Origin of the sequence: Pseudotenacibaculum sp. MALMAid0570 (assembly GCF_040151415.1) — a bacterium.
Taxonomy (GTDB): Bacteria; Bacteroidota; Bacteroidia; order Flavobacteriales; family Flavobacteriaceae; genus Polaribacter.
Map to the genome: position 1 here is coordinate 1 of NZ_JBDKWF010000049.1, position 25,799 is coordinate 25,799.

General features: G+C 31.0%; 27 protein-coding genes and 1 other RNA gene. 14 read left to right on the forward strand and 14 right to left on the reverse strand.

The annotated features are described in order from the left end of the window. Positions 1-133 precede the first annotated feature (133 nt). Positions 134-530, reverse strand: a transfer-messenger RNA (tmRNA) gene (ssrA, locus tag AAON49_RS10145). A gap of 131 nt (positions 531-661) precedes the next feature. Between ssrA and AAON49_RS10150 the strand changes: the two genes are divergently transcribed. Next, the gene (locus tag AAON49_RS10150; protein WP_349554418.1) at positions 662-1,864 is read left to right on the forward strand and encodes an NAD(P)-dependent oxidoreductase; all 1,203 of its coding nucleotides are present in this window, start codon (positions 662-664) and stop codon (positions 1,862-1,864) included. Here AAON49_RS10150 and AAON49_RS10155 read toward each other — a convergent pair. From AAON49_RS10155 to AAON49_RS10170, 4 genes are all read right to left on the reverse strand, one after another. Next, a complete protein-coding gene (locus AAON49_RS10155) occupies positions 1,861-2,631 on the reverse strand; it encodes an MbnP family protein (RefSeq protein ID WP_349554419.1) in 771 nt (256 codons plus the stop codon). The two genes, AAON49_RS10150 and AAON49_RS10155, sit on opposite strands and share 4 nt — an antisense overlap. 41 nt (positions 2,632-2,672) lie before the next feature. Continuing rightward, entirely contained in the window at positions 2,673-2,969 is a 297-nt protein-coding gene (locus AAON49_RS10160) for a winged helix-turn-helix domain-containing protein (protein WP_349554420.1), read from the reverse strand. Positions 2,970-2,993: 24 nt separating this feature from the next. Beyond that, a complete protein-coding gene (locus AAON49_RS10165) occupies positions 2,994-3,548 on the reverse strand; it encodes a hypothetical protein (protein ID WP_349554421.1) in 555 nt (184 codons plus the stop codon). A 113-nt stretch (positions 3,549-3,661) separates the two neighbouring features. Continuing rightward, entirely contained in the window at positions 3,662-4,237 is a 576-nt protein-coding gene (locus AAON49_RS10170) for a hypothetical protein (protein WP_349554422.1), read from the reverse strand. Positions 4,238-4,255: 18 nt separating this feature from the next. Here AAON49_RS10170 and AAON49_RS10175 point away from each other — a divergent pair, with 18 nt between their 5' ends. Next, on the forward strand, positions 4,256-4,618 hold the full coding sequence (locus AAON49_RS10175; RefSeq protein ID WP_349554423.1) for a DUF1801 domain-containing protein: 363 nt from the start codon (positions 4,256-4,258) through the stop codon (positions 4,616-4,618). A 4-nt stretch (positions 4,619-4,622) separates the two neighbouring features. Here AAON49_RS10175 and AAON49_RS10180 read toward each other — a convergent pair whose 3' ends face one another. From AAON49_RS10180 to kdsA, 3 genes are read right to left on the reverse strand one after another with little or no spacing between them, the layout of a single operon-like run. Next, positions 4,623-5,585, reverse strand: a complete 963-nt coding sequence (locus tag AAON49_RS10180) for a transglutaminase domain-containing protein (RefSeq protein ID WP_349554424.1) — start codon at positions 5,583-5,585, stop codon at positions 4,623-4,625. A gap of 10 nt (positions 5,586-5,595) precedes the next feature. Further along, positions 5,596-6,552 (reverse strand): transglutaminase domain-containing protein, encoded by a 957-nt coding sequence (locus AAON49_RS10185; protein WP_349554425.1) that lies wholly within the window; start codon positions 6,550-6,552, stop codon positions 5,596-5,598. Positions 6,553-6,593: 41 nt separating this feature from the next. After that, the gene (gene kdsA, locus AAON49_RS10190) at positions 6,594-7,412 is read right to left on the reverse strand and encodes a 3-deoxy-8-phosphooctulonate synthase (RefSeq protein ID WP_349554426.1); all 819 of its coding nucleotides are present in this window, start codon (positions 7,410-7,412) and stop codon (positions 6,594-6,596) included. Positions 7,413-7,495: 83 nt separating this feature from the next. Here kdsA and AAON49_RS10195 point away from each other — a divergent pair, with 83 nt between their 5' ends. From AAON49_RS10195 to AAON49_RS10210, 4 genes are read left to right on the forward strand one after another with little or no spacing between them, the layout of a single operon-like run. Then, positions 7,496-8,461 carry a M20/M25/M40 family metallo-hydrolase gene (locus AAON49_RS10195; protein ID WP_349554427.1) on the forward strand — a complete coding sequence of 322 codons (966 nt, stop codon included), beginning with the start codon at positions 7,496-7,498 and terminating at the stop codon, positions 8,459-8,461. Between the two features lie 3 nt (positions 8,462-8,464). Next, entirely contained in the window at positions 8,465-8,983 is a 519-nt protein-coding gene (locus AAON49_RS10200; RefSeq protein ID WP_349554428.1) for a DUF4136 domain-containing protein, read from the forward strand. Further along, the gene (locus AAON49_RS10205; RefSeq protein WP_349554429.1) at positions 8,983-9,333 is read left to right on the forward strand and encodes a TfoX/Sxy family protein; all 351 of its coding nucleotides are present in this window, start codon (positions 8,983-8,985) and stop codon (positions 9,331-9,333) included. Before AAON49_RS10200 ends, AAON49_RS10205 begins: the two co-directional genes overlap by 1 nt. A gap of 48 nt (positions 9,334-9,381) precedes the next feature. Further along, entirely contained in the window at positions 9,382-10,734 is a 1,353-nt protein-coding gene (locus AAON49_RS10210; RefSeq protein ID WP_349554430.1) for a UDP-N-acetylmuramate--L-alanine ligase, read from the forward strand. Positions 10,735-10,823: 89 nt separating this feature from the next. On the opposite strand, the gene AAON49_RS10215 is transcribed toward AAON49_RS10210, so the two are convergent. Both AAON49_RS10215 and trkA read right to left on the reverse strand, forming a co-directional pair. Then, positions 10,824-12,323, reverse strand: a complete 1,500-nt coding sequence (locus AAON49_RS10215) for a TrkH family potassium uptake protein (protein WP_349554431.1) — start codon at positions 12,321-12,323, stop codon at positions 10,824-10,826. Positions 12,324-12,325: 2 nt separating this feature from the next. Further along, positions 12,326-13,672: a Trk system potassium transporter TrkA gene (gene trkA, locus AAON49_RS10220; RefSeq protein ID WP_349554432.1), complete on the reverse strand. Its 1,347-nt coding sequence runs from the start codon at positions 13,670-13,672 to the stop codon at positions 12,326-12,328. 113 nt (positions 13,673-13,785) lie between these two features. Between trkA and radC the strand changes: the two genes are divergently transcribed. The 3 genes from radC to AAON49_RS10235 are packed head-to-tail and all read left to right on the forward strand — an operon-like array spanning position 13,786 to position 16,686. Then, positions 13,786-14,472, forward strand: coding sequence for a RadC family protein (radC, locus tag AAON49_RS10225; RefSeq protein WP_349554433.1), 687 nt, complete (start codon positions 13,786-13,788; stop codon positions 14,470-14,472). 14 nt (positions 14,473-14,486) lie between these two features. Further along, positions 14,487-15,800 (forward strand): polysaccharide deacetylase family protein, encoded by a 1,314-nt coding sequence (locus AAON49_RS10230; protein WP_349554434.1) that lies wholly within the window; start codon positions 14,487-14,489, stop codon positions 15,798-15,800. Further along, positions 15,793-16,686 carry a GNAT family N-acetyltransferase gene (locus AAON49_RS10235; RefSeq protein WP_349554435.1) on the forward strand — a complete coding sequence of 298 codons (894 nt, stop codon included), beginning with the start codon at positions 15,793-15,795 and terminating at the stop codon, positions 16,684-16,686. Before AAON49_RS10230 ends, AAON49_RS10235 begins: the two co-directional genes overlap by 8 nt. On the opposite strand, the gene AAON49_RS10240 is transcribed toward AAON49_RS10235, so the two are convergent. Together AAON49_RS10240 and AAON49_RS10245 are read right to left on the reverse strand one after the other, a co-directional pair. Continuing rightward, entirely contained in the window at positions 16,663-17,925 is a 1,263-nt protein-coding gene (locus AAON49_RS10240; protein WP_349554436.1) for a lipopolysaccharide biosynthesis protein, read from the reverse strand. The two genes, AAON49_RS10235 and AAON49_RS10240, sit on opposite strands and share 24 nt — an antisense overlap. Further along, positions 17,915-19,579 (reverse strand): DUF6798 domain-containing protein, encoded by a 1,665-nt coding sequence (locus tag AAON49_RS10245; RefSeq protein WP_349554437.1) that lies wholly within the window; start codon positions 19,577-19,579, stop codon positions 17,915-17,917. The genes AAON49_RS10240 and AAON49_RS10245 overlap by 11 nt, the downstream gene beginning before the upstream one ends. A 34-nt stretch (positions 19,580-19,613) precedes the next feature. Between AAON49_RS10245 and AAON49_RS10250 the strand changes: the two genes are divergently transcribed. From AAON49_RS10250 to AAON49_RS10265, 4 genes are read left to right on the forward strand one after another with little or no spacing between them, the layout of a single operon-like run. Further along, positions 19,614-20,297, forward strand: coding sequence for a YjjG family noncanonical pyrimidine nucleotidase (locus AAON49_RS10250; RefSeq protein WP_349554438.1), 684 nt, complete (start codon positions 19,614-19,616; stop codon positions 20,295-20,297). A 38-nt stretch (positions 20,298-20,335) separates the two neighbouring features. Continuing rightward, entirely contained in the window at positions 20,336-20,881 is a 546-nt protein-coding gene (locus tag AAON49_RS10255; RefSeq protein WP_349554439.1) for a hypothetical protein, read from the forward strand. Positions 20,882-20,890: 9 nt separating this feature from the next. Continuing rightward, on the forward strand, positions 20,891-22,270 hold the full coding sequence (locus AAON49_RS10260; RefSeq protein ID WP_349554440.1) for a DUF5723 family protein: 1,380 nt from the start codon (positions 20,891-20,893) through the stop codon (positions 22,268-22,270). Positions 22,271-22,272: 2 nt separating this feature from the next. Next, positions 22,273-23,046, forward strand: a complete 774-nt coding sequence (locus AAON49_RS10265; protein WP_349554441.1) for a hypothetical protein — start codon at positions 22,273-22,275, stop codon at positions 23,044-23,046. On the opposite strand, the gene AAON49_RS10270 is transcribed toward AAON49_RS10265, so the two are convergent. Next, the gene (locus AAON49_RS10270; RefSeq protein ID WP_349554442.1) at positions 23,043-24,314 is read right to left on the reverse strand and encodes a replication-associated recombination protein A; all 1,272 of its coding nucleotides are present in this window, start codon (positions 24,312-24,314) and stop codon (positions 23,043-23,045) included. The genes AAON49_RS10265 and AAON49_RS10270 overlap by 4 nt on opposite strands. A 76-nt stretch (positions 24,315-24,390) precedes the next feature. On the opposite strand from AAON49_RS10270, the gene AAON49_RS10275 reads away from it, so the two are divergent. Continuing rightward, on the forward strand, positions 24,391-25,074 hold the full coding sequence (locus AAON49_RS10275; RefSeq protein ID WP_349554443.1) for a rhomboid family intramembrane serine protease: 684 nt from the start codon (positions 24,391-24,393) through the stop codon (positions 25,072-25,074). Here AAON49_RS10275 and rlmB read toward each other — a convergent pair. Then, positions 25,055-25,792: a 23S rRNA (guanosine(2251)-2'-O)-methyltransferase RlmB gene (gene rlmB, locus AAON49_RS10280; protein ID WP_349554444.1), complete on the reverse strand. Its 738-nt coding sequence runs from the start codon at positions 25,790-25,792 to the stop codon at positions 25,055-25,057. The two genes, AAON49_RS10275 and rlmB, sit on opposite strands and share 20 nt — an antisense overlap. Positions 25,793-25,799: the final 7 nt, after the last annotated feature.

Sequence of the window (25,799 nt, forward strand, 5' to 3'; positions counted from 1 at the left end):
ACTCTATTAAAGAACTCATTGAATTGAGTCTTGTTATCTGTAAATAGTGAGTTTGAGGGTTGTTTGAAGTAAAGAATTAACACCGAGAACCGCGCCTTTACAGTCGCTTCAGTTCTCAGTGTTTTAGGTTCTTTTGTGGAGACGCCGAGAATCGAACTCGGGTCCAAACAAGCAGCCAAAAGGCTTTCTACATACTTAGTTTCTATTTGATTTTCGACTTGTAGCTGACTAAAAACAATCCATCACAAGCTTATCTTCTTAAGTTTCAAAACCCAATCGAAGTATTTGAGTTTCTATCTTTACTTTTACGATGCTTCTAAACTGAACGCGGTAAATCAACGCTTTCAAGAAACATTTAGCTTGCGCATCTTATGCGCCGAGGCTTGATCTTACTATAATTCAGATATTAAGCAGCTAAAGCGTAATTATTTTCGCCGTTTAAAATGTTGAAATAAGTTTAACGAGTAGTCATTTCAATCCTCGGTATGCTTACATTTTCACTGATCTTGCTGTCAAAACCAGTCGTCCCCAATTCCTGAACCATGTTCAGGAACTATTTCAATGAACAGGAAGGCAAAAGTAATAAAAACAAACGAAGTTGCATTTGCAAGACGTTGAGAATTCTAGTAATTTCGAGCCGTCTTAAAACAAACACTAGTATATGAAATTCGGAATCATTAAAGAACGTAAGAATCCACCAGATAGAAGAGTTGTTTTTTCACCGGAAAAATTAAAAGAATTACAAGAAAAATTCCCAAAAGCTGAAGTAAAAGTAGAAAGTTCTGAGATAAGGATTTTTAAAGATGAAAAATATTCTGAGTTAGGAATTGAAGTTTCTGATGAAATTTCTGATTGTGATGTTATGCTTGGTGTAAAAGAAGTTCCTGTTGATGCATTGACTCCAAATAAAAAATATTTTTTCTTTAGCCATACCATCAAAAAACAACCCTACAATAGAAAGTTGTTGCAAGCAATTCTTGAGAAAAACATAGAGCTGTATGATCATGAAGTGATTACAAAGTCATCTGGAGCTAGATTAATAGGCTTTGGGCGTTATGCAGGTATTGTTGGCGCGTATAATGGATTTAGAGCTTGGGGATTGAAACATAAAACTTTCGAATTGCCAAAAGCAGAAACATTACCAGATCAAAAGGCACTAATTAATGAATTGAATGATATTGAATTATCTAACATAAAAATTCTATTAACTGGAAGTGGAAAAGTAGCTAAAGGAGCCAAAGAAATGTTGGATGCAATGTCCATCAGAAAAGTTTCTGTTACTGAATATTTAGCTCAAAGTTTTGATGAACCTGTATACTGTTTGATAGATGTTTTGGATTATAACAAACGTAAAGACGGACAAGAATTAGGAAGAAAGGACTTTTATAATTATCCTGAAAAATATGAATCTAATTTTATGCGTTTTGCTAAGGAGACAGATTATTTTATTGCAGGGCATTTTTATGGTGATGGAGCTCCGTTTTTATACACAAGAGAAGACGCAAAATCTGAAGATTTTAATATTAAATTAGTGGCAGATGTATCTTGTGATATTGATGGGCCTGTGGCTTCTACAATAAGACCTTCTACCATAGCAGATCCGATTTATGGATACGATCCTCAAACAGAATCTGAAATAGATTTTAAAGATGAAAAAGCTATCACAGTAATGGCTGTTGATAATTTACCCTGTGAACTACCAAAGGATGCAAGCGAAGGGTTTGGTGAGTTATTTTTAGAGCATGTGATTCCAGCTTTTTACAACAACGATAAAGATGGGGTTTTGAAAAGAGCTAAAATGACTGAAAATGGCCAATTAACCGAAAGATATAGTTACTTGCAAGATTTTGTGGAAGGGAATTAATCGTAATAAATTTCACCCAAAGTAAAAACGTTTTTTCCATTTTCTTTTATGAGGAGTTGAGCGTTAAAATCAATTACTAAATTTTGATTCTGAGTAGTAAGATCCCATGTTGTGGGGTTTTTAAACCACTCTGCTAAATTTACTTCTATATTAATCTGAGATAGAAAAGGAGCTCCGCCTAAATAATGAGTCCCTAGGTTAATTTCAAAAGAAGTGTCTTGCATTATTAAATTATTTGGATTACTAGAATCAACTGCTTTAGTTGCATAAAAAGAGTATGGATTTTCTGTATTGTTAGCAGCAAGATACTTGCCATCAAAATGCATAAAATGATAACCACCACCATAGATTTCTGGAACCAAAAAAGATGCTGGTATTTCAGAATGAATATGACTGATGTTGTCTTCATTTCTTAAACCAAAAACAAATGAAATTTCATATCTGCCATCAGGAACATCACCAAGCTCTACCCAAGTTGAACCTGAGCTAAGATCGATAAATTTAACATCTGAAATTACATAAATAAGATCGCTATTTTCCTTTTTAAGATGGATGCGTGAAATAACGTAATTCAAGCTATCTATACTAATAAGGTCACCGTTTTCTGTTTGGTATTTCAGCTCGCCAAAGTCAGTCCAATGTACTGGTTCTCCATCCCAATTATGATTAAATCTTACGGTTACTGAAGATTCATATAACGAGCTAAAGTCGCATGATGATAAGCTAAGAGCTAATAAAATTACGAATGTGAAGAGAGTCTTTTTCATAACAATTTTTTGTTTTCTTTTTCATTAATGTTTTACCAAGCTTAACAGTTATTAATTAACTTTTCTAAGGCTTGGATATGTTTTTTAAATTCTGTTTTCCCTTTTTCCGTTGAAAAATATCTTGTGTTGGGTTTCCTTCCTATGAATTGTTTTTCAAATCGAATAAGTTCTTCCTTTTCCAATGCTTTAATATGACTAGCCAAGTTTCCATCTGTAATACCTAATTGTTGTTTTAACATTTTAAAATCTGCATATTCATTAACCATAAGAATAGACATAATGCCAAGTCTTACTCTATGATCAAAAATTTTATGTATTTCAGAAATGATATTTTTCAACTTTTCGTTTTTTAAAACCAAAAATTAATTGCCATTTTTCAAAAACATGACTATTCCAAAGAGTAAATGAACAATTCCAAACCCAGTTACCCACAACCAAAAGCTATACTCAGGTATAAATGTTGCTAGTATTCCTAATAGAATATGAATATACCCTATAATCATAACCTCTTTAAATGTGTATTTAGATGAGCTTATTAAGGCCAATCCATAGAAAATCAACATTAAAGCTCCAAACCTCTCATACTCTTCTTTAAGTAGAAAATTTAAGATTACAATGCAGCCTATTCCAAAGATTACAGAAAATGTTTTAATCATTTTTCTGAATGGAGTACTCCAAACTAGTTCACGATTTAGTTTAGCTTGTCTCTTTGTCAGTAAAATTGAAGTTGCAATACTTAATAAACCTACTATAATTAAATCTACAAGAGCATATTTCAATATGTCAGGATGTAAATAATCTGAATTGTATTTGTATTTGAATAACCAGTATATGATCGATGAACCTACAAGAGAATAAAGTCCTGTAGCTATGCCAGAAAGACTAGTTAGTGAATAAAACCCTGAAGATTTAGTCATCAACATTTTAATTTCAGAAATGTCATCTAAGTATTTTTCTTTATTCATTTTAAAAGAACTTTGAAATACAAAGTAAATTAATAATTTTAAAAAGAACAAATCTTGAAAGAGAATTACTCTTTAACTACAACTCCATAAACAAAAAAGGTAGCTCCAACAATTAATAAAGAAGAATACCAATAGCTAGGAATCAGAATAGATAAGATTGCTAAGACAAAACCAATAATAGCTATGAAGTAGTAAGCTTGTTTTTTTTTACTGTTAAGAATAAGTAATAATAAAGCAAAGAAAGTCAAAAGAAAAGGAGCTAAATAAGCAGTGAATCCGAGGTTTTGAAAAAGCGTAAGAACAACAATGCCAACAACAACTGTTAAGAAGAACTTTAAAAAGTGTTTTTTAGAATTTGAGTTCCAAACTTTATTGCCGGTTTTCCTCAATCTCCTGCGATTTGAGAAAAAAATGGCTAAAGCAGAAAGTATAAAAACAAGGGAGGTAATTCCTAGACCTATCATTTCAATAATTTCTATAGACATCATCCCTAATAAACTGTCATCAGAAAGAAACCCTTGTAAGAACAATTTAAAAAGGTAAGCTCCCAACACAATGTATAGCCCTATTTGAATACTATTGAATCCTTTAAGAATGAAATTTTGAGAAGAGTTTGTCTTTAAGTTTTTATATTTACTCATCTTGCTAAGATACTAAAAATGAACCCTGCTGAAAATTATATATTAAAACAACCGGAACCTTTCAAATCAATTCTATTGCAATTGCAAATGATTATTCAATCTGCAATACCTGAACTAGAGTTGAAGTATAAATGGAAGGTTCCGTATTACTATTATAATAGGAATCCCTTTTGCTATTTAAATGCTACAAAAAAATATGTAGATCTTGGTTTTTGGGCCAGTGCTCATTTAGAAGGTTTTGATGAATATCTTATTACCGAAAAAAGAAAAGTTATAAAATCGCTTAGATATTATAGTGTTAACGATATTGATCAGGAGTTACTAGTTTCAATCCTTAAAGAACTTGTTAACGTAAGTCATAAAGGTTTTTGGAAAGATTAATTTTTCACTTAACGTAAACCAAATAAGATAAAGCTTCCTCTCCGTCAACATATATTTTAAGAGTACTATCTTCTCTTGGGCTCTGGATTTGTATCCAAAATATTGAATTAGAATAGGTTACATTTGCTTTTTTAAGCTTGCTGTATTCCCCAAATTTATAATGAATCTTTGTGTCAAAATCAATGTCTTTAAACCTTAACTGTATTGGTCTTTTCTTTTTAGCTTCTATAAGACCATTGGAAGGACTTACTATATCAAAACTTGAATTAAAATAAGCTTTTGAAAAAACGGGTAATCTGCTAAATTCCTTTAAGGGCATTTGATTAACATAATTACGCCAATAGGTTTTTTCAGCAAAATGAGTATTTTTTAAAATATCTTTTTTGATGTTGAAAAAGTCAGGATTAAATTTTGGTTGCCATACATTTTTAATGGAATAACCTGAACCCTGAGTAGGGTCAATAAATATCCATTTCCCATCAATTTTAATTACATTCCAAGCATGATTCTTTTGAGAAGGCATATATCCAATTTGATAGGAAGAGTTTTTAATATAACCTAAAACCAATTGATTTTCTATTTTTAAAAGATCACAAATTCTTTTAAAAAGTAATGCATAACCTTTACAAACTGCACTTTTTGTCTTAAAGGCTTTCATCATGATTTTTTCATCATTTTTTTGCACTCTTCTTATATAATCATTTTGATCACTTACAACATAAATTGTTGTATTAGAAATCTCAAAAGGATTTTTATTGTTATAAGTTAGATTCATGGAAATCCAGCTGTAGGCTGCTCTAGCTTTTTCTATAGCGGTGCTATAATCATTGTCAATCTGTTTAGCTAAAGCTTCTATTGTGTTGAAATCTCTATAAGACTTCACAATCTTATCGACTCGTTTTAGTTTACTCTCTTGAGAAACTATATTTAGCGATAAAAAAAAGAATAGCAGCGTAATTTTTTTCATAGCAATGTTTTTATTTAATGGACACTTTATATTCTAAAGCAAGGTTTCTATTTAAAAATAAATAGAGTTCGCTATCTCTACCTGGATTTTCAATTGAAACCGTAGCTTTTTTCCCTTCGTAAGAGATCTGTGGACGTTTGGAATAACGTTGTCCTTGATAATTATAAAACAATTGATCTGCAGAGGTTAGATTCTGAAATGTGATCACAACATTTTTAGATTTATCAACTACAATGGTTCCTTTTTTGGGAGATAAAAGTTGAATGTCTTTCCTCAAAAATCCTTGAGAATAAATGGGTTGATTATAAAAGTCTTCAAGTGAATTATAATTCAATACAATTTGCCATTTTTTATCATCAGGATAATGTGTTCTACTTACTTTTTTAGGATCTATACCAAAATAATATTCATTAAAGTCTTTTACCCATTTTCCGTTAAAAACATAACCGGCAGCCCAAGTCGCATCCAATAATATCCAACGATTGTTGATTTTTACTGAATTCCAAGCATGATTTGTTGAACGAGGAATTCTTCCTATTTCATAGGCAGAATTTCTTACATATCCTTTAATCACTTGAGCTTCAATACCCATTAAATCAGCAAGCTTTTTAAACGATTGGGCATATTCTTCACAAACTCCCATTTTTGTTAAAAAAGCATCCTTAATTATTTTGTCCTTTATTCCTTGTAGCTTTCTTTGACGCTCTTCTTCTGTACTATAACTAAACTGAATTACTTTTCTGGGTTGATAGTATTCTTCTAGGTTATATCGAATATTCAGAGTCAGCCATCGAAAAGCAGCACGAACTTTACTCATGTCATCTTTAAAGTCGTTTGAAATTTTAGCAGCTAATTTTTCCGGACTAGTATACCTAGGATAAGTTTTTACTTTATTGTCTATTGCAGAAAAATCTTGTGAAAAGGCAACAGAACTTATCAAAAAAAAGAGAAGAAAAAGGCGTTTCATATTATTAAAGATATAACAACCTTTTCTATCAAAAATTGTGCCTACAAATTATTTACAGTCTGTCTTATGGCTACTAAATTAGAGAGAAGTTTCTCCAGATGATCTAAATGTAGCATATTAGCTCCATCACTTTTAGCATTGGCTGGATCAAAATGAGTTTCAATAAAAAGCCCATCAACTTGATTTACAATTCCGGCCCTAGCGATGGTTTCAATCATTTCTGGTCTACCTCCAGTAACGCCAGATGATTGATTTGGTTGTTGTAAAGAATGGGTGACATCTAATACTGTTGTAGCAAAAGATTTCATTTCAGGAATTCCTCTAAAGTCAACAATCATGTCTTGATAACCAAACATAGTTCCTCTATCAGTAACCATTACCTGATTATTTCCAGAATCTTTCACTTTTTTAACAGCGTGTTGCATAGAAGAAGGACTCATGAATTGCCCTTTCTTTAAATTCACAACTTTTCCAGTTTTTGCAGCAGCAACTACTAAATCTGTTTGACGAACTAAGAAAGCAGGGATTTGCAATACATCAACATATTGAGCTGCAAAATCAGCATCAGAAGCTTCATGAATATCTGTAACTGTAGGAACATCAAAAGTTTGAGAAACTTTTTGTAAAATTTTCAATGCTGTTTCATCACCAATACCTGTGAAACTATCAATTCTACTTCTATTAGCCTTTCTAAAACTTCCTTTAAAGACATAAGGAATTTTTAAATCGCCTGTAATTTTCACAACTTTTTCAGCAATTCGCAAAGCCATATCCTCGCTTTCAATAGCACAAGGTCCTGCCAATAAAAAAAAGTTGTTAGAATCTGTGTTTTTAATCTTTGGTACTAGAGATAAATCCATCAAAAAAAATTTTAACAAAAGTACAAAATAATTGTTGCCAATCTTTGGTATCTTTAAACCATTAATAATCAAAAAAAGAAAGAATGAATCTTAGGAAAATAGCAATGATTGCTTTGGGATTACTATTGGTTTTTCCATCAGTTGAAGCGCAAAAAATTAAAAAGAAAACAGTAAAAAAGCATCTGTATACACTTGCTTCTGATGAAATGCAAGGTAGGAGAACAGGAACAGAAGGAATAGAGAAAGCCGCTAAATATATAGAAGGAGAGTTTAAAAAGATAGGCTTAAAAACATATGAGAATTTAACATCTTATAGACAAACTTTTACGTTTAAAAATAGAAGAACGAATGAAGACATTACCGCAAGTAATATTATCGGTGTTTTGGAAGGTAAAAGTAAAAAAGATGAATACGTAATTATTTCAGCGCATTATGATCATCTGGGAATGAAAAAAGAAGGAGAAGGAGATTTGATATTTAATGGTGCTAATGATGATGCTTCGGGTGTAACAGGAGTATTAGCTTTAGCAGAATATTATGCTAAAAGAGGAGATAATGAAAGAACTATTGTTTTTATTGCTTTCACAGCTGAAGAAATGGGATTAGTTGGTTCAAGACATTTTGGAAAAGGAATTGACGCTAGTAAATTTGTTGCTGGAATTAATTTAGAAATGATGGGTAAAGAACCTAACACAGGGCCAAAAACAGCTTGGTTAACAGGTTTTGAGCGTTCAGATTTTGGAAAAATTGTTCAAAAGAACTTAGAAGGAACAGGATATAAATTATTTCCAGATCCATATCCGCAATTTGGTTTGTTCTTCAGATCAGACAATGCTTCATTAGCTCGATTAGGAGTTCCTTCTCATACCTTTTCTACAACTCCGTTAGATAAAGATGGAGAATACTATCACCAGGTAACAGATGAAGCTGAGACTTTAGATATGAATGTTCTTACAGAAACAATTAGAGCTGTGGCTAAAGGAACAGAAAGCATTATTATGGGTAAAGACACACCTACTAGAGTTGTTATTGAAGAGAAGAAGAAATAAAAATTGAACAAACTAAACTACATTATAGTATTAATCTGCTTTGGGTGTTCTGCACCCAAAGTAGTATATGATTATGATGTAAAGACTAATTTTTCTCAATATAAGACCTATCATTTTTTTGAGGATGTTGGAGATGGAATGAATGAGTTGGATGTAAAACGATTTATGTCTTCAATAGAATCCCATCTAGATTCTTTGGGTCTTAAAAAATCTGAAAAACCAGATGTTTTTATCAATATCCTTTCTGAAAAAAGTGAACTTCTGAATGGAAATAATGTAGGAATTGGAATAGGAAGTGGAGGGAGAAATGTTGGAATAGGAATTTCAACAGGAATCAATTTAGGAGGAAGAAAAATTAATGAAAGGATTACTATTGATTTTGTAGATGCTAAAGACAATCAACTTTTTTGGCAAGGAGTTCTAGATGTTAAGGTTCGAGAAAAAATAAAGCCAAAGGAACGTGTAATTTTAGTTGATCAAGTGGTGAAAAAAATGTTAAGCAAATATCCTCCAAAGAAATAATGGCTTATAACGAGTTCTTGGCAGATAGAATAACTCAATTTTTTCGAGAAAAAAGCATTCCTTTTGAAGCTCGCAAGATGATGGGAGGTTTGTGTTTTATGGTTGATGGAAAAATGTGTGTAGGTGTAAATAAGGATCAAGTGATGGCAAGGATAGATCCTGAAGTTTATGAAATCTCATTATTAAAACCAGGTTGTATAGAAATGAATTTTACGGGAAGACCTATGAAAGGATTTGTTTTCCTTACAGATGAAGCAACAGATCTTGATGACGATTTGTACGATTGGTTGCAATTGGCTCTTGATTTTAACCCAAAAGCGAAAGCTAGTAAAAAGAAAAAGAAGAAGTAGTCTAAGAGGTCTACTTTTTTTACCTTCGCTATTAAATCTTTAGCACTAATGAATATCCATTTTATTGCCATTGGAGGAAGTGCAATGCACAATTTAGCTATTGCTCTTCATAACAAAGGATATCACGTTACAGGTAGTGACGATACAATTCATGATCCTTCAAAGTCTCGCTTAGAAAAGAGAGGACTGCTTCCTGAAGAGTTTGGATGGTTTCCTGATAAAATTTCTAGCAACCTAGACGTTATTATCTTAGGAATGCATGCTAAAAAAGACAATCCTGAACTCTTGAAAGCTCAAGAACTAGGATTGAAAATTTATTCTTATCCCGAATTTTTATACGAGCAATCTAAAGATAAAACAAGAGTTGTTATTGGCGGCTCTCATGGTAAAACGACTATTACATCGATGATTCTTCATGTTTTAAATTACCACGAAAGAGAGGTTGATTATATGGTAGGAGCTCAATTGGAAGGTTTTGATACGATGGTACATTTAACCAAAGAAAATGAGTTTATTGTTTTAGAAGGAGATGAGTATTTAAGTTCTCCTATTGATATGCGCCCAAAATTTCATTTGTATAAACCTAATATTGCTTTACTCAGTGGAATTGCTTGGGATCACATCAATGTATTTCCCACATTTGACAATTACGTTGATCAATTTCGAATTTTTACGGATTCGTTGACTAATGGAGGGATTATGGTGTACAATGAAGAAGATAATACAGTTAAAGAAGTAGTAGAAAGTTCGGAACATCCTATAAAAAAATACCCTTATACTACTCCAGAGTATTTTATAGATAACGGAATTACTTATATAGACACTCCAGACGGCGATATGCCACTAGAAATTTTTGGTAATCACAACCTACAAAACTTAGCTGGAGCTAAATGGATTTGCCAACATATGGGTATTGATGAAGATGATTTTTATGAAGCCATAGCTACTTTCAAAGGAGCCAGTAAACGATTAGAAAAGATTGCTGAAAATAAACAAACAGTTGTTTTTAAAGATTTTGCTCATAGTCCTAGTAAAGTAAAAGCAACTACTAAAGCTGTAAAGAATCAGTATAAAGAAAGAGAGTTGCTAGCTTGTTTAGAATTACATACCTATAGCAGTTTAAATGCTGAGTTTTTGCAAGAATATCAAGGAGCTTTAGACAAAGCAGATAAAGCCGTAGTTTTTTACTCGCCTCATGCTGTGAAAATTAAACAATTAGAAGAAGTCACTGAAAAGCAAATAGCTGAAGCTTTTCAAAGAGATGATTTGATTATTTATACAAACCCAGAAGAATTTAAAAATTTTTTGTTTTCAGAGGATTTGAATGACAAAGCTGTTTTGCTAATGAGTTCTGGAAATTATGGAGGGTTGGATTTTGAGGAAGTTAAAAATTTGGTATAATATTATTAAAGTACTTCTCTCTTAAAATAATGAGTGTTACTTATCCCTATTAAACCAATTAAATTAATAACTCACGATTAAAGCGATTATTAATTCTTTCTCCAGAAGAAAGGAGTAAGTAGAATTAGCACGGTAAATAACTCAAGACGTCCAATTAACATTAAGAAAGAACAAAACCATTTAGCTCCTTGAGAAAGGTGCGCAAAATTATCTACAGGACTCACAGAACCTATGGCCGGCCCAATATTTCCTAAACTTGAAGCGGCAGCACCTAAAGCAGAAATAAAATCTAAACCTAAGAAGGTTAGAATTACAGAAGCAATTACAAAAATGAACATGTAAATAACAAAAAAAGAAAGAATGTTAAATACAATTGTTTGTGAAACAGCTTTGCCATCATACCTTACTGGGATAATTGCATTTGGATGTAAAGTCTTTTTAAATTCTAAGAAACTATTTTTTAACATTACAATATGACGAACAATCTTTATACCCCCACTTGTTGAACCAGCTGAACCACCAACAAAAAATAAAGCAAAGAAAATACCAGTAGCAAAGAAACTCCACATAGTAAAATCTGCACTTACAAAACCAGTAGTAGTTATAATGGAAGTTACTTGAAATAAAGCATGCCTAATAGCACTTTCAGTTTCTCCTAAAACCATTGGGTGTGCTACTGTTGAAACCAAAGAATTATCTTTAAAAAATAAGATTACTACAGCTATGATAGCTGTTACACTTAGAATTCCAAATAGGTAATATTTAAATTCTTCACTTTGAATAACTTTTCTAATTTTTCCTTTTAAAGCAAAATACGTTAAGACAAAATTGGTCCCAGCAATGAGCATAAATGCAATTACAATGTATTGCACTGTTGGCATATGATTCCAGTAAGAAAGGCTATCGTTCTTGGTAGAAAAACCTCCTGTACTTACAGTTGCCATTGCATGATTAATTGCATCAAACCAAGACATTCCAGCAAACTTTAATAAAAAGAATTCGGCAAAAGTTAAGGTAACGTATATTAGCCATAAACGCTTAGCTGTGTCTGTAATTCTAGGGTGTAATTTATCTGCGGATGGGCCAGGAGCTTCTGCCATAAATAACTGCATGCCACCAATTCCAAGTAAAGGTAAAATGGCAATTGTTAAAACAATAATTCCCATTCCACCAATCCAATGAGTTGCACTACGCCAAAATAAGATTCCTTTAGGCATAGATTCTATATCGGTTAGGATAGAAGAACCTGTAGTAGAATATCCAGAAATTGTTTCAAAAAAGGCATTTGTTACATTAGGTATAGTTTCAGTAAACAAATAAGGAAGCATCCCTGTAAAAGAAAGAATTAACCAACCTAAGGTAACAATAAGATACCCTTCTTTTTTTTGAATATTGGTGTTTGTAGGTTTATTAAAGAAATATAATAGTAACCCTAAAAAGACAGTGATGATCCCCGCAATAATGATTCCTGTATACTCATCTTCATTATGGTATAAACTAAATGGAACAGCAATAAACATGAATAATCCATTCAGGACAGCAGTGAGTCCTAAAAAACGATAAATTATTTTGAAGTTTAGAGTTCCCACGTTTAACGGAATAAGTCTTCTACTGTACTGATAGCTTCAGGAAGGCAAAAGACAATGGCTTTATCTCCTGTTCTAATTTGAAAATCCCCAAACGACATAAGAGCTTTCCCATCTCTAATAATTCCTCCAAAAACTGCATCTCTTGGGAAACGTAATTCTTTAATAGGCTTTTTAGTTACTTTAGCATTAGGAAGTACTTCGTACTCAAAAACTTCTGCATCAATATTATGAAGATTTGCTAGCGCCAGTATTTCTCCTTTTCTAATATGTCTAAAAATACTACTAGCAGCAATTAGTTTTTTATTTATCAAAGTATTAATACCAATGGTTTGAGAAATGTTGATATAATCCATGTTTTCAACTAATGCAATAGTTTTTTTCACACCTTTAGATTTCGCAACCAAACAAGACATAATATTAGTTTCAGAATCTCCTGTTACTGCAACAAAAGCATCCATTTCTCTAATATTTTCCTCTTCTAGAAGTTCAATATCTCTACCATCTCCGTTAATTAGAAGTGTATCATGAAGTTCTTCGGCTAGAGAAAGTGATTTCTCTTTTCCTTTTTCAATAAGCTTCACTTTGAAATTTTCTTTACAAAGGTTTCTTGCAGTTTTAGAACCAATAGAACTACCACCTAATATCATTACGTTTTTAATATTGAGATGTTCTTTTCCAACAATTGGGTATAGATCATCTACACTATAATGGGGTACAGAAAAGTAAACCTGGTCATTCAATTTGTATTCTGTGTCTCCTCTAGGAATTATAGTTTGAGAAACTCCTTCTCTTTTGATAGCTATGGTAATAAAATCTACATTAGAAAAAGTGTCTTTAGCGTCTTTTACTGTCATATCTAAGAGTGGCGACTTATAATCCAGGGTTGTTCCCATAACATTAAAAAGACCATTCTCAAAAGTCACTGTATCGTTAAATGATGATTGATTTAGCAACATTTTTATCTCTTCAGCTGCTAATTCTTCTGGCGAAATCATAAAATCTACACCAAAAGCTTTAAAATCAATATCATCGTTTTTTAGAAATTCAGGATTGTTGATACGAGCAATAGTTTTCTTTGCTCCTAAAGATTTTCCTATAACTGAAATGGTGAAATTTGTGTTTTGAGATTCGGTAACAGCTAATAAAAGATCTGCAGAATCTACACCAACTTCTTTCAGTAGGCTTATAGAAGTAGCATCTCCTTTCTTGGCAATTACGTCTAAATGATTGTTGATGTAGTTTAGTTTATCTCCATCAAAATCTATAATGTAAGTGTCTTGCGACTCGTATGATAATAATTTTGCTAAATGAAATCCAACATCACCTGCTCCCGCTATAATAATCTTCATAAGATTGACTCAAAATGTAGTACAAAGATATAAACTTGAGTAGTTTTGGCAAAAAATACTATTTCTTAACAAGATTTAATCATCTTTCGTATCTTTAAAAGAAAGTTTAAGCTATGAAAAAAATGACCATTAAATCTTGGGCTATAGATGATCGCCCAAGAGAAAAACTACTCACCAAAGGAGAATCTGCCTTAAGCACTGCAGAACTAATAGCCATCTTAATAAGGTCTGGAAATAAAGAAGAAAGCGCTGTTGATCTTTCTAAGAAAATTTTACAATCTGTTGATCAAAATATCAATGAGCTTGCTAAGTTGTCGGTTGAAAAATTGATGCACTTCAAAGGAATTGGAGAAGCGAAAGCTATCACAATTTTAACAGCCTTAGAGTTAGGAAAGAGAAGACAGTTAGAGAATAGTATGGATGTTGTTAAGGTCAAAAACAGTAAAAATGTTTTTGATCTTATGAAACCTTTGTTGGAAAATAAGTTACATGAAGAATTTTGGGTATTATATCTAAATAATTCGAATAAAATACTCTCTAAAGATTTTATAAGTAAAGGAGGAATTACATCTACAATTGTAGATGTAAGGTTACTTTATAAGAGAGCATTAGAGCTTTCTGCAGTTGGAATTATACTTTGTCATAACCACCCATCAGGAGATATAAATCCTAGTCTTTCAGATAAAGAAATGACAAAGAAAATTAAACTAGCAGGCGATAGCTTAGATATAAAACTATTAGACCATTTGATAGTTGCCGAAAAGTCTTATTTTAGCTTTGCCGATAATGGTGAAATTTAAACCCAGTTGTTGTTTTGATTCTTGTTTACACACATAAAATTACACCTAGAGTTCGGTATATATTTAAACATGTTTTCTCAAGAATTTTATTAGTTTCAATAGATTTTACTTCTAAGGTAGAAGAGTTTGTTGCTCACAATGGCCCCAAATTAAGCTATACAAAAGTTCCATTAGGAAATGAGTTTTTTATAAGAAGCCATGATTTGTTATTCGACCAAGGAGTTAGTGATTTAGAAATAAATATTCAAAAGTGGGAGGAAACCCCTTGTTTTTTCAGCGCAGGACCAAAATCAGCAATTCCGTATGATATTTTCGCGGCAAGTTTTTACTTAATTTCTAGATATGAAGAATATTTACCTCATGTAAGAGATGTTCATGAACGATTTAATGCAGAGCAAAGTTTGGCATACAAATATCGTTTTTTGGAAAAGCCTATTGTAGACATATGGGCAATAAAACTTAAAAGAGTATTAGAAGAAAGATTTACAGATTATGAGTTTCCAGAAAGAAAGTTTACTTATATATCTACGATTGATGTAGACAATGCATATGCTTATAAGCATAAGAGTTTTGTTAGATCTTCAGGAGGGTTTGTTAATGATTTCTTCAAGTTAAAGCTGAAAAGTTTTTGGGATCGATTGATGGTGTTGCTTAGAATAAAAAAAGATCCTTACAATGTTTTTGAGAAGATTTTAAGTTTAAGTTCAACACATAAAATAAAAACAATTTTTTTCTTTTTACTAGCAGATTATACAACGTTTGACACTAATGTGTCTGCTTCAAAAAATAAGTTTAGGTTGCTTATCAAACACATAGCAGATTATGCAAAAGTAGGTTTACATCCATCATATTTTACAATGAAGAATAGTAATATGCTAAAGAAAGAGAAAGAGAGATTGGAGAGTATTACAAATATATCTACTGTTAAATCAAGACAACATTTTTTAAGATTCAGTTTGCCTGAAACGTATCAGAATTTAATTGATTTAGAGATTGAAGAGGACTATTCTATGGGATATGCAAGTCATGTGGGTTTTAGAGCAAGTACTTGTACGCCATTCTATTTCTATGACTTAGATTTTGAAATTCAAACACCGTTAAAAGTTTTTCCTTTTGCTTTAATGGATACAACCTTAAATGACTATATGGGCTTAACACCTAAACAATCTTTAGGAAGAATTAAAGATTTATACAAAGAGGTTAAAAAGGTAGATGGGGTTTTTATTACTCTATTTCATAACGAAAGCATTAGCGGTTATCTTAGATGGAGAGGTTGGCAAAGAGTTTATGAAACAATGCTAAAAATTATTAAACCAATTGATGATTAAGTATATTGATAGAGATAGTCTTGACGACAAGAAGTATGATGCTTGTATAGAAGAATCTCACCAGAGTTTATTGTATGCTTATTCTTGGTATTTAGATACAGCAGTTGAAAATTGGGGAGTATTTATTTTGAATGATTATGAAGCTGTAATGCCTGTTCCTTTTAGACAAAAATATTTAATAAAATATGTTTATCCTCCTTTATGGATACTTCAATTAGGAATTTTTTCTAGAATCAAAAAGATTCATGAGGATGATTTTATATGCGAATTAAAAAACAAATTTAATTACGTAGAATCTCGAATGAATTATGGAAATTCTGTTGCAAATCAACCCCTCAAATATTTTCAGAAATTAGATTTAAATAAGAATCATACATCTGTTAGAGAGTTGTATCAGAAAGATAGAAGGAAAGATCTTAATAAAGCGCAAAAAAATGAGCTTACTGCAAAATGGACTAATAATGAAGAAGTGCTCATTGAACTTTTTAAAAACAATGTAGGGAAGAGAATTCCAACAATTAAAGAAAGAGATTATTTGAGTTTGAAAGCATTAATAAAACTTTCCATTAAGAAAGATGTAGGAGAGCTCTTAAATGTATATGATAAAGATCAACTTGTTGCCTCGGCTTTTTTTCTAAAGCATAAAGGAGAAGTTACTATTTTGTGCTCCTCAACAGATTTTTCAAACAGAAAAAACGGGGCAAATACCTTTTTGATTGATAAAGCTATAGAGAAATATTGTAAAGAGTTTACTACGTTTAACTTTGGAGGATCTTCTATGTCATCTGTAGCAAAATACTTTTTTAGTTTTGGAGCTACTCAAGTTGAATATCCATTTTTAAAAATGAACAACTTACCTTTTCTACTGCGCTTTTTGAAATCGTAATTGACGAGTTGTAAGTAAGAAATATAAAATCATCAACCCATATCCAATAGGCAGTATAAAAGAGATAATCTTTATAGTAGTGGAGAAGCTATTTATATATACTCCATAAAAAATAGCCGATAAGTTTCCTAGTAACAGAAAGATGTTAAAAATAAGTCCAATATGGTTCTTTTTTAATACTTCTTCTAAATAGCTAATAGGATTGTAAATAGCTCTAAAATAGTATAATACTGAAAGAAGTTGAATGTAATAACCAACCTTTAACCATTCATCTTTTAAAAGAAAATCTATGAAAGGATTAGATAAAAAGAATATTAATAGAAAAGGAATCAACAGCCCAATAAAAAGTTGGAAGGTGTATTTTTTTACAAATCCGTATAGCTGAGTTTGATCATCATTCTTAATTTCTGAAGCTCTTAAAAAAAAGACTTTAGAAAAAGAAGTATTAATAAATGTTACTGGAGCAGACAACAATACAACGGCTAAGAAATACCAGCCAATTTCAGAATCGCTAAAATAAATCCCTGCTATTATAGGAATTAAATTCAAATTGATAGCATTTAAATTATCAGACAAAACCCCGTAAGAAACAAGGTTTAAATTGTCTTTAAGAGTCTTTTTAAAATCATGAAAAGATATGAGAGTAAAGAGGTTTCCAGTTTTTTGATAAAAATAAAATAATAAAATAACAGCAGCAGTAATAAAACCTAGTATCAATCCAAAATCTGGAATAAAAAAGAAAATTCCTATTTGAATGGTATATCTAATAAGTGTAAAAAGGACTCTAGAGAAAGCTATTTCTTTAAATGATTTCTGACTTAACAAGTAAGATAAATAAGAACTTTCAAGAGCTTTTAGAATTGCCCCTATAACACTAAAAACAACATAGATTTTAAGGAAGTTTATACCTTGAAAAAAAGAATTAGGTAGAAAAAGCATAAATAGTAAACAAATACCAGAGCCAATAAAAATGCTGTAAATAATTGATGAAAAAATTGTTTTTAAATCTTTTCCTTTTTCACTTAGTACAAATACAGATTCTAAGCGGAGTGTTAAAAAAATTGCTAAAACTGAAGAAAGGCTAACAAACTTTGAAAAGACACCCAAAAGATCTGAGCCATAAAGGTCAGCAATAAAAAATGTTCCTGCTAACCCAATAAGTTGCGCCCAAAAATTTCCCTTAAAAAGAGATATAGTTCCTTTAATGTAGATAGAAGAAAAGTTTGGTTTACTGAGCATAGGAATTTAAATCTATGATTTTATATTCTAAATCGGAATAGATTACAGGAAATTTTGTTATTGTTTCTTTGTGTAAGATAGCATAATCAAATTCATATAACTCTTTTAAATTCAAAATATGCTCATCGTAAATTTCTTTATACCTTTTAGTAAACTCTTTTTTATTTAAACCATAGCAATTCTTTATTCTGTTATACCATTCAAGCATAGCTGTTTCTTGAAAAGGAAAAGCTTTAAAGTCTGTTACAATTGCTCTTTTTGACTCTGTTCTAAGAAAACCAAAGTTATAAGGAACAAGAAAAATGCTTTGACTATCTGTGTTTTTTTGAATGTATGTAGAAATATTTTTTTGGTGATTAGTTAAGTAAGCTGATTTAAAGTACGTTTTTTGATAGTTTTTTAATGAATCATACTCAAGATTATTTGTAATTAAAACTAAACTAATTGCTATGAAACTAAACAACATTAGAGCTGTTCTTTTTCTTTTGAAGAGCAAGTAAATAATAGCAAAAAAAATCAAAGTGATAAATAACATTTTGATAAGCGATAAACTAGATATAGTAACAAGCACAATAGAACCTAGTATAACAATGCTAAAATGTATTGTTTGACGCTTCCATTCTTTAAAAATATAATTAGCTAGAAGGAGAATAAATAGCCATTTTCCAATATCTAAAAGACGTAATAATTGCAGACTAGTAAATAGTTTTACAGGAATTAATTCTACAAAAATCCAATTAAAAAGGATGCATAGAAACAAAGATAATATGATGAAAGAAATAGAAACTTTGTGATATGAGTTTCCAGAATTTTTTCTCCAAAATCTATAGATAAAATAAAAGGTAATTAAGAAAATCACAAGACGTAATAATTCTTTCTTGGCAAGAATGTCACTCAATACATAATGATGAGGATGTCTAAAATTGGCTAATATTTCTATAAAAAGATTATTTTCAATTGTTTGATTATTTTGAAAATGAGGAACGATATTGGGCAATAGAAAAACAAGAATGATAAGTCCAAAGCTTGCTTTTTTAACAATAGAAATCCAACTTTTTTTATCAGTGTAATCAGCTAATAAATAAGTAATAAGAAAAAGCATTCCGAATTCAAAACCAATCAGTATGTGAAAAATAGAAATGCATCCAGTAATTAGTAGACTATAAATAATTTTCTTTTTTAAAAGAAAATAGAATGATAGTAATAATAGAGGAAAACCCAGAGTAGTAGGAGTGAACATACTTGCGTATAAAACTGCACTACTTCCCATATACAGCGTTGGTATAGTCATTATCATAGCTGCTGCAATGATTCCTGATTTTTTACTATTAAAAAGGTGTTCTCCACATAAAAAAGTTAGTATAGAAACACTAATATTGCTAAACAGGGTGCCAAAGAAAAATAAAGTAGGAATATTAATAAAGGAAGCAAGGAAAGCTATTAAATTTGCGTAATAGTACCTTGGAGAAAAATTAGAGTTACTAGTTACAAAGAAATCATTAACTAGGTAGTTTGAGTCATAAAACTTGTAAATGATTGGAAGTTGTTCTAAATGATCGCCATTTCCAAATGAGTAATTCAAAAGAGTTGTTAGAATACCAAAAAAAGTACTAACAAAAATATAATCAGTTAATTTCGATTTAGATAGAATCATAGATATTTATCTATTTCAAAAATAGAATATTACAATGAGAATTGAACATGTATTTTTCGATTTAGATCACACGCTTTGGGATTTTGAAAAAAATTCGGCATTAGCATTTAAAAAAATCTTACCCGAAGCCGGTGTTAGTTTAGAGTTTGATAACTTTATGAAAGCTTACTCTCCAATTAATGTTGGGTATTGGAAACTATATAGAGAAGAAAAAATATCAAAAAAGAACCTAAGATATTCTAGGTTAAAAGATACGTTTGATGCACTAGAATATTCTATTGATGACGATTTGATTTATCATCTTTCTGAAGAATATATTTTACAACTTCCTAATTTCAATCATCTATTTGAAGGAACGACAGAGCTGTTAGAATATTTGAAAGAAAAATATGCTTTGCATATCATAACAAATGGATTTGAAGAGGTACAAACAATAAAAATGCAAAAATCAGGAATCATAGATTATTTTAAAGAAATCATCACCTCAGAATCTGTTGGTGTAAAAAAACCAAACCCTAGAGTATTTAATTATGCAATTGAAAAAACCAATGCAGTTGCCGCAAATTCTATGATGATAGGAGATAATTTAGAAGCTGACATCCAAGGAGCAATTAATTGCGGAATGAATGTAATTCATTATAATTCTGAAAACTTAGACAATATTCCTCAAAATGTAACCTCAGTTAATCACCTATTAGAAATAAAACAATATCTTTAGCGTTTATAATATATTACCAATAGAATTCCTTAAAGGATATGAAATTAAAGTATACTCCCTTAATATTATTATTTCTTCTTTCTCCTTTTATAAACTCATGTGTTAGCAATGCAGATTTCAATCAAGTTAATTTAGATGTAGAGCCTATTTTGAACTTTCCATTAGTTTATTTTGAGTTAGATCAATCGGATTTTTTAGATGATACAGGTACCATAGAAATACAAGCAGTAGCTGATGTTACTGAGCTTGAATTTTTTAATTCTACTACAGTTAGAGAAAATTTAACTAGAGTTGATTTACTTTTTGAGTTAACAAATCAATTTGATAGAGCTTTTAGAATAGAAGTTGATTTCCTAGATATAGATGATAATATAACATATAGTTTTGCAGATATTCCTATTGGTGTTTTTACTAGTGATTTACAAGTAAGACAAAATATTCTCATTGCTGATAATCCTCAAGTTTTAAATACAGCAAAAGTAAGAGTTACAGTAAACATACTTTCAACGGGAGTTGTTTTAGACCCAACCATAGAAAGAAGATTCAAATTTGAATCTGTAGGTATATTCTATTTAGATTTATAAGAAGTGAATATGAAGAAGATTTTATACCTAAGCATATTATTTGTTGTATTTTCTAGTGTCAACGTAAATTCACAACAACAACTAGCCTATTCTTTCGGAGAAACTCCACAAACATTAATGTTAAACCCTGGAGCAGAAACAAATTTTAAGTACCACTATGGAATTCCAGTATTTTCTAATTTTAACTTAAATGTTGGACTAACTGGCTTTGATTTGTCAGAATTGTTTTTAGCTGATAATCAAAGCTTCAGAGATAAGTTTCGTAGAGTCTTAGATAAAATTGATCAAGACGATTATATAAACTTAAATGCCAGAATCGATATTTTAAATGGTGGTTATAGATATGATGATAGAACCTATTTAAGTTTTGGTTTTTACGAAGAAGTTGATGTTATTGCTTATTTTCCTAAAGACATTGCAGATTTAGTTTATTATGGAAATGTAAATTTTTTGAATCGTTCTTTTTCATTTTCTCAATTATCTGTCAAAGCCGATGTTTTAGGTGTTCTTCATGCTGGAATTTCAAGAAAGGTTGATGAAAAATTAAATATCGGAGCTAGAGTTAAGATATATTCTTCTAGCCTTAATATAGAAACCAATCACAATTCGGGTACTTTCACCACTTTTGCTAATCCACAAAATATCTTAAGACAATCCTTGAATGATGTTAATGTTAATATTTATACCTCAGGATTAGTTGGTGCAAACGATAAAGTATTGGACAACGGTACAAGTATATTATCTAAGACGTTTTTAGGAGGAAATTTGGGAATAGGATTTGATTTTGGATTAACATATCATTTCACTCCTCAATTGGAATTTACAGGTAGTATTTTGGATTTAGGATTTGTTAGACATTCTAAGAACACAAGAGTATATAGTGCTAAAGGAGATTATACTTTTGATGGAATTAATTTTCAGCATGATCCTGATAATCCCAGAGATTATTGGCAAGAGTTAGAAGATGATTTTGATGATAAAGTTCCTACAGATGAAACTGCAGAAGCCTATACTTCATGGAGACCAACAAAGCTTAATGCTGCATTAAAGTATAGTTTTGGAGAAATTAGAAGAAGAAGATGTTATGCAAATACAAGAAAACAGTATTACTATAACGCAATAGGTTTTCAAGTACATAGTGTTTTTAGACCTAGCGGGCCAAAGTTTTCGTACACTAGTTTTTTTGAAACTTCATTGTCAGAGAAGATTCACACTAAAGTTACGCATACTATTAATGATTACTCAGCTACAATTATAGGTTCTGGATTTACCTTTCAATGGGGTAAAGTAAATGTGTTTGGATTGGTAGATAATATGTTGGGAGCTTCAGATTTACTTAGTGCTAGTAATATTTCCATTAACTTTGGAATAAATATGGTAATAGACTAATTATGAAAAATATCCTAACAATCGCCTTATTCTTATTTATAGGAGTTTCAACTCAGGCTCAAGATTTAATCGATTTTAATCAATATAAATACATAATTGTAGATAGTAAATTTCACTTTTTAAAAAGAGTAGATGCTTATAAATCTAGTTCTTTAACAAAATATTGGTTCAATAGAATAGGTTTTAAATCTTATCTTGATAATGAAGAAATTCCTAATGAATTAGCAGCGAATAAATGTTTAGGACTTTTTGCAACTGTAAAAAAAGGGTCAGGTTTATTTGTTACCAGAACCAAAATAGAACTTAGAGACTGTAAAGGTAAGTTAGTGTATACTTCCATAACAGGTGAGGGGAGAGCTAAAGATCTTAAAAGAGCATATCATCAATCGATTACAGCCTCTTTTAGCGAACTTAAAAATATAAACCACTCATATGATGAGAGTTTACAAAAAAGTAAGAAAGAGCCTGTAAAAGAAGTTATTGCCAAGAAGAAGGATGAAGTTAAAAAAGAACCTATAATGGTTTCTAAAAAAACTACTGTAAAAAAGAAGTCTAGTAATAGTTTTCCAACATTAGTTGCGCAAAAAAACGGAAGTATCTATGAGTTAGTTGACTCAAAAACTCAGATTGTTTTTGAACTTCTGAAAACGAATGACCCAGAAAAGTTCATTATCAAAGATAAAAACGGGACATTAGTAAAAAAAGGAGATTATTGGTTGGCTGAATATTATGATAATAACGAACTAATTACTAAAAAATATAAAGTTAAATTTTAGTACTTATATTTCCCTTTCCATAATTGCTGTAATCGTTCTCTAAATTTATTTTCTCGAGCATTTTTGCCTGGTTCATAGAGTTTTGTGTCTGCTATTTCTTCAGGAAGAAATTCTTGAGCAACAAAATTGTTTTCATAATCATGTGAATACAGATAGTTTTTGCCGTATCCTAGGTCTTTCATCAGTTTTGTTGGCGAATTTCTTAGATGCAAAGGAATAGATAGGTCTCCAGTTTCCCGTACTTTTTGTTGAGCATTTTTAATAGCCAGATATGACGCATTGCTTTTGGGAGAATTAGCCAAATAAATAGCACATTGACTCAAAATTATCCTTGCCTCAGGATAGCCAATTGTAGAAACAGCCTGAAATGTATTGTTGGCTAAAATTAAAGCTGTTGGATTAGCATTTCCAATATCTTCAGAAGCAGAAATCAACATCCTGCGAGCAATGAATTTAACATCTTCTCCACCTTCAATCATCCTTGCTAACCAATATACAGCTGCATTAGGATCACTACCCCTTATAGATTTTATGAAAGCGGAAATAATATCGTAATGTTGCTCACCCGTTTTATCATATCTAACAGTATTCTTTTGAACTTTTTCTAGAACCAACTTATTGGTAATAGTAATAGATTCCTCACTTTCTACAATAAGTTCAAATATGTTTAATAGTTTTCTAGCATCTCCACTTGAAACCTGTATTAAAGCCTCAGTTTCTTTTAATCGTATTTTCTTTTTAGAGAGAAATTCATCTTTTTGAATAGCTCGTTTTAAAAGCGCTATTAAATCATCTTTGTCAAAAGAATTTAGAATATAAACCTGACAACGAGATAACAAAGCAGGAATTACTTCAAAACTTGGATTTTCTGTTGTAGCGCCAATTAAAGTAACCCAGCCTTTTTCTACAGCTCCGAGCAAAGAATCCTGCTGAGATTTGCTAAAACGGTGAATTTCATCAATAAAAAGAATAGGGTTTTTTGTAGTAAAAAGACCACTACCTTTTTTAGCCTTTTCTATAACTTCTCTAACATCTTTCACTCCAGAACTAATAGCACTAAGAGTAAAAAAAGGCCTTTTAGATTCTTCAGCAATAATGTTTGCCAATGTAGTTTTTCCAACACCTGGTGGCCCCCAGAAAATTAAAGAAGGAATAACTCCTTGTTGAATACTTTTGGTTAAAATACCCTTGTCACCAACAAGATGTCGCTGACTTATATAATCTTCTAAAGATTTTGGACGTATTCTTTCTGCCAAAGGTGCATTCATAACGATAAAAGTAAGAAAGATTTATGACAGAACTTCCCAATTTTACTAATGGTTTTGTTTTTGATATATTATAGTCATGAATGATAATGTTTATTTAAAATTTAATCAGAGAATGTTTTGGACATCAACACTGTTTGTGCTGATTATTTGGATTGTCTATTGGTTTGAGATCACTTATGGATATAATTTTAATAAATATGGAATTTTACCGAGAGAATTGGGAGGCTTAAAAGGCATTCTATTCTCTCCATTTATTCATAGCAGTACATCTCATCTTTTTAACAATTCTATTCCCTTATTTGTGCTTTCTCTGAGTCTTTTATACTTCTATAAAAGCGTTGCGGCAAGGGTTTTAATATTTGGAGTTTTATTTTCGGGATTAATCACTTGGCTTATAGCGAGAGAGTCATATCATATTGGGGCAAGTGGGGTTGTATATTTATTGTTTAGCTTTATTTTCTTTAGCGGAATTTTCAAAAATCATTTTCGTTTAATAGCTCTATCGTTAATAACAATCTTTCTTTACGGAAGTATGATTTGGTTTGTATTTCCTACGGAAGATAGAATCTCTTGGGAAGGTCACCTTTCAGGATTTATGGTAGGGTTAGTTTTAGCATACTTATATCGTAAAAAGGGAATCATAAAAGAAGAATATCAATTTAGTAAGACTGATTTTGATCTTTTATTTGATGAAAACGGTAATTTAATAGAGAAAAAAGAAGATAAAGAAGATGATCGTATTACAATCTCTGACGAATAATTTCGTATAGGAAAGAACCACAAGCAACTGATACATTTAAAGAATCAATCTCACCAAGCATAGGAAGCTTAGCCTTTTCATTAACTATTTTTAAAACAGAAGGATTTACTCCTCTGTGCTCAGAACCCATTACAATTGCTAATGGTTTGTTTAAATCTAAATCGTATATCAAATTATCTGTTTTTTCAGTTGCTGCAATTACAGATATGTCAGATGCTTGTAATGTATAAATAGCATCTTTAATATGGTTTACCCTACAAATTGGGACTTTAAATGCTGCTCCAGCAGACGTTTTGATAGTTTCTGCGTTAACAGGAGCGCTGCCACTTTGCTGTACGATGATTCCATTTACCCCTGTGCATTCTGCAGTTCTAATAATTGCACCAAAGTTTCTTACGTCAGAAATTTGGTCTAGAAGAATGAATAGAGGAGAAGAGGTTTTTTCTAGTGTATTCTCAATCAATAGATCGATATCTTCAAATTCTACTGGAGAAATTTGAGCAACTGCGCCTTGATGATTTTTATTCTTCGATAAACGATCTAACTTTTCAACAGGTACAAAGCTTGTAGCGATTCTTTCTTTTTTAATAAGAGATTCTAACTCAAAGAAAAGATTTCCTCTTAATCCTTTCTGAAGGTAAACCTTATTAATAGTAGATCCACTATTTATAGCTTCTATAATAGCCCTTAGTCCGAAAATATTTGTAGTCTGATTCACGAGGCAA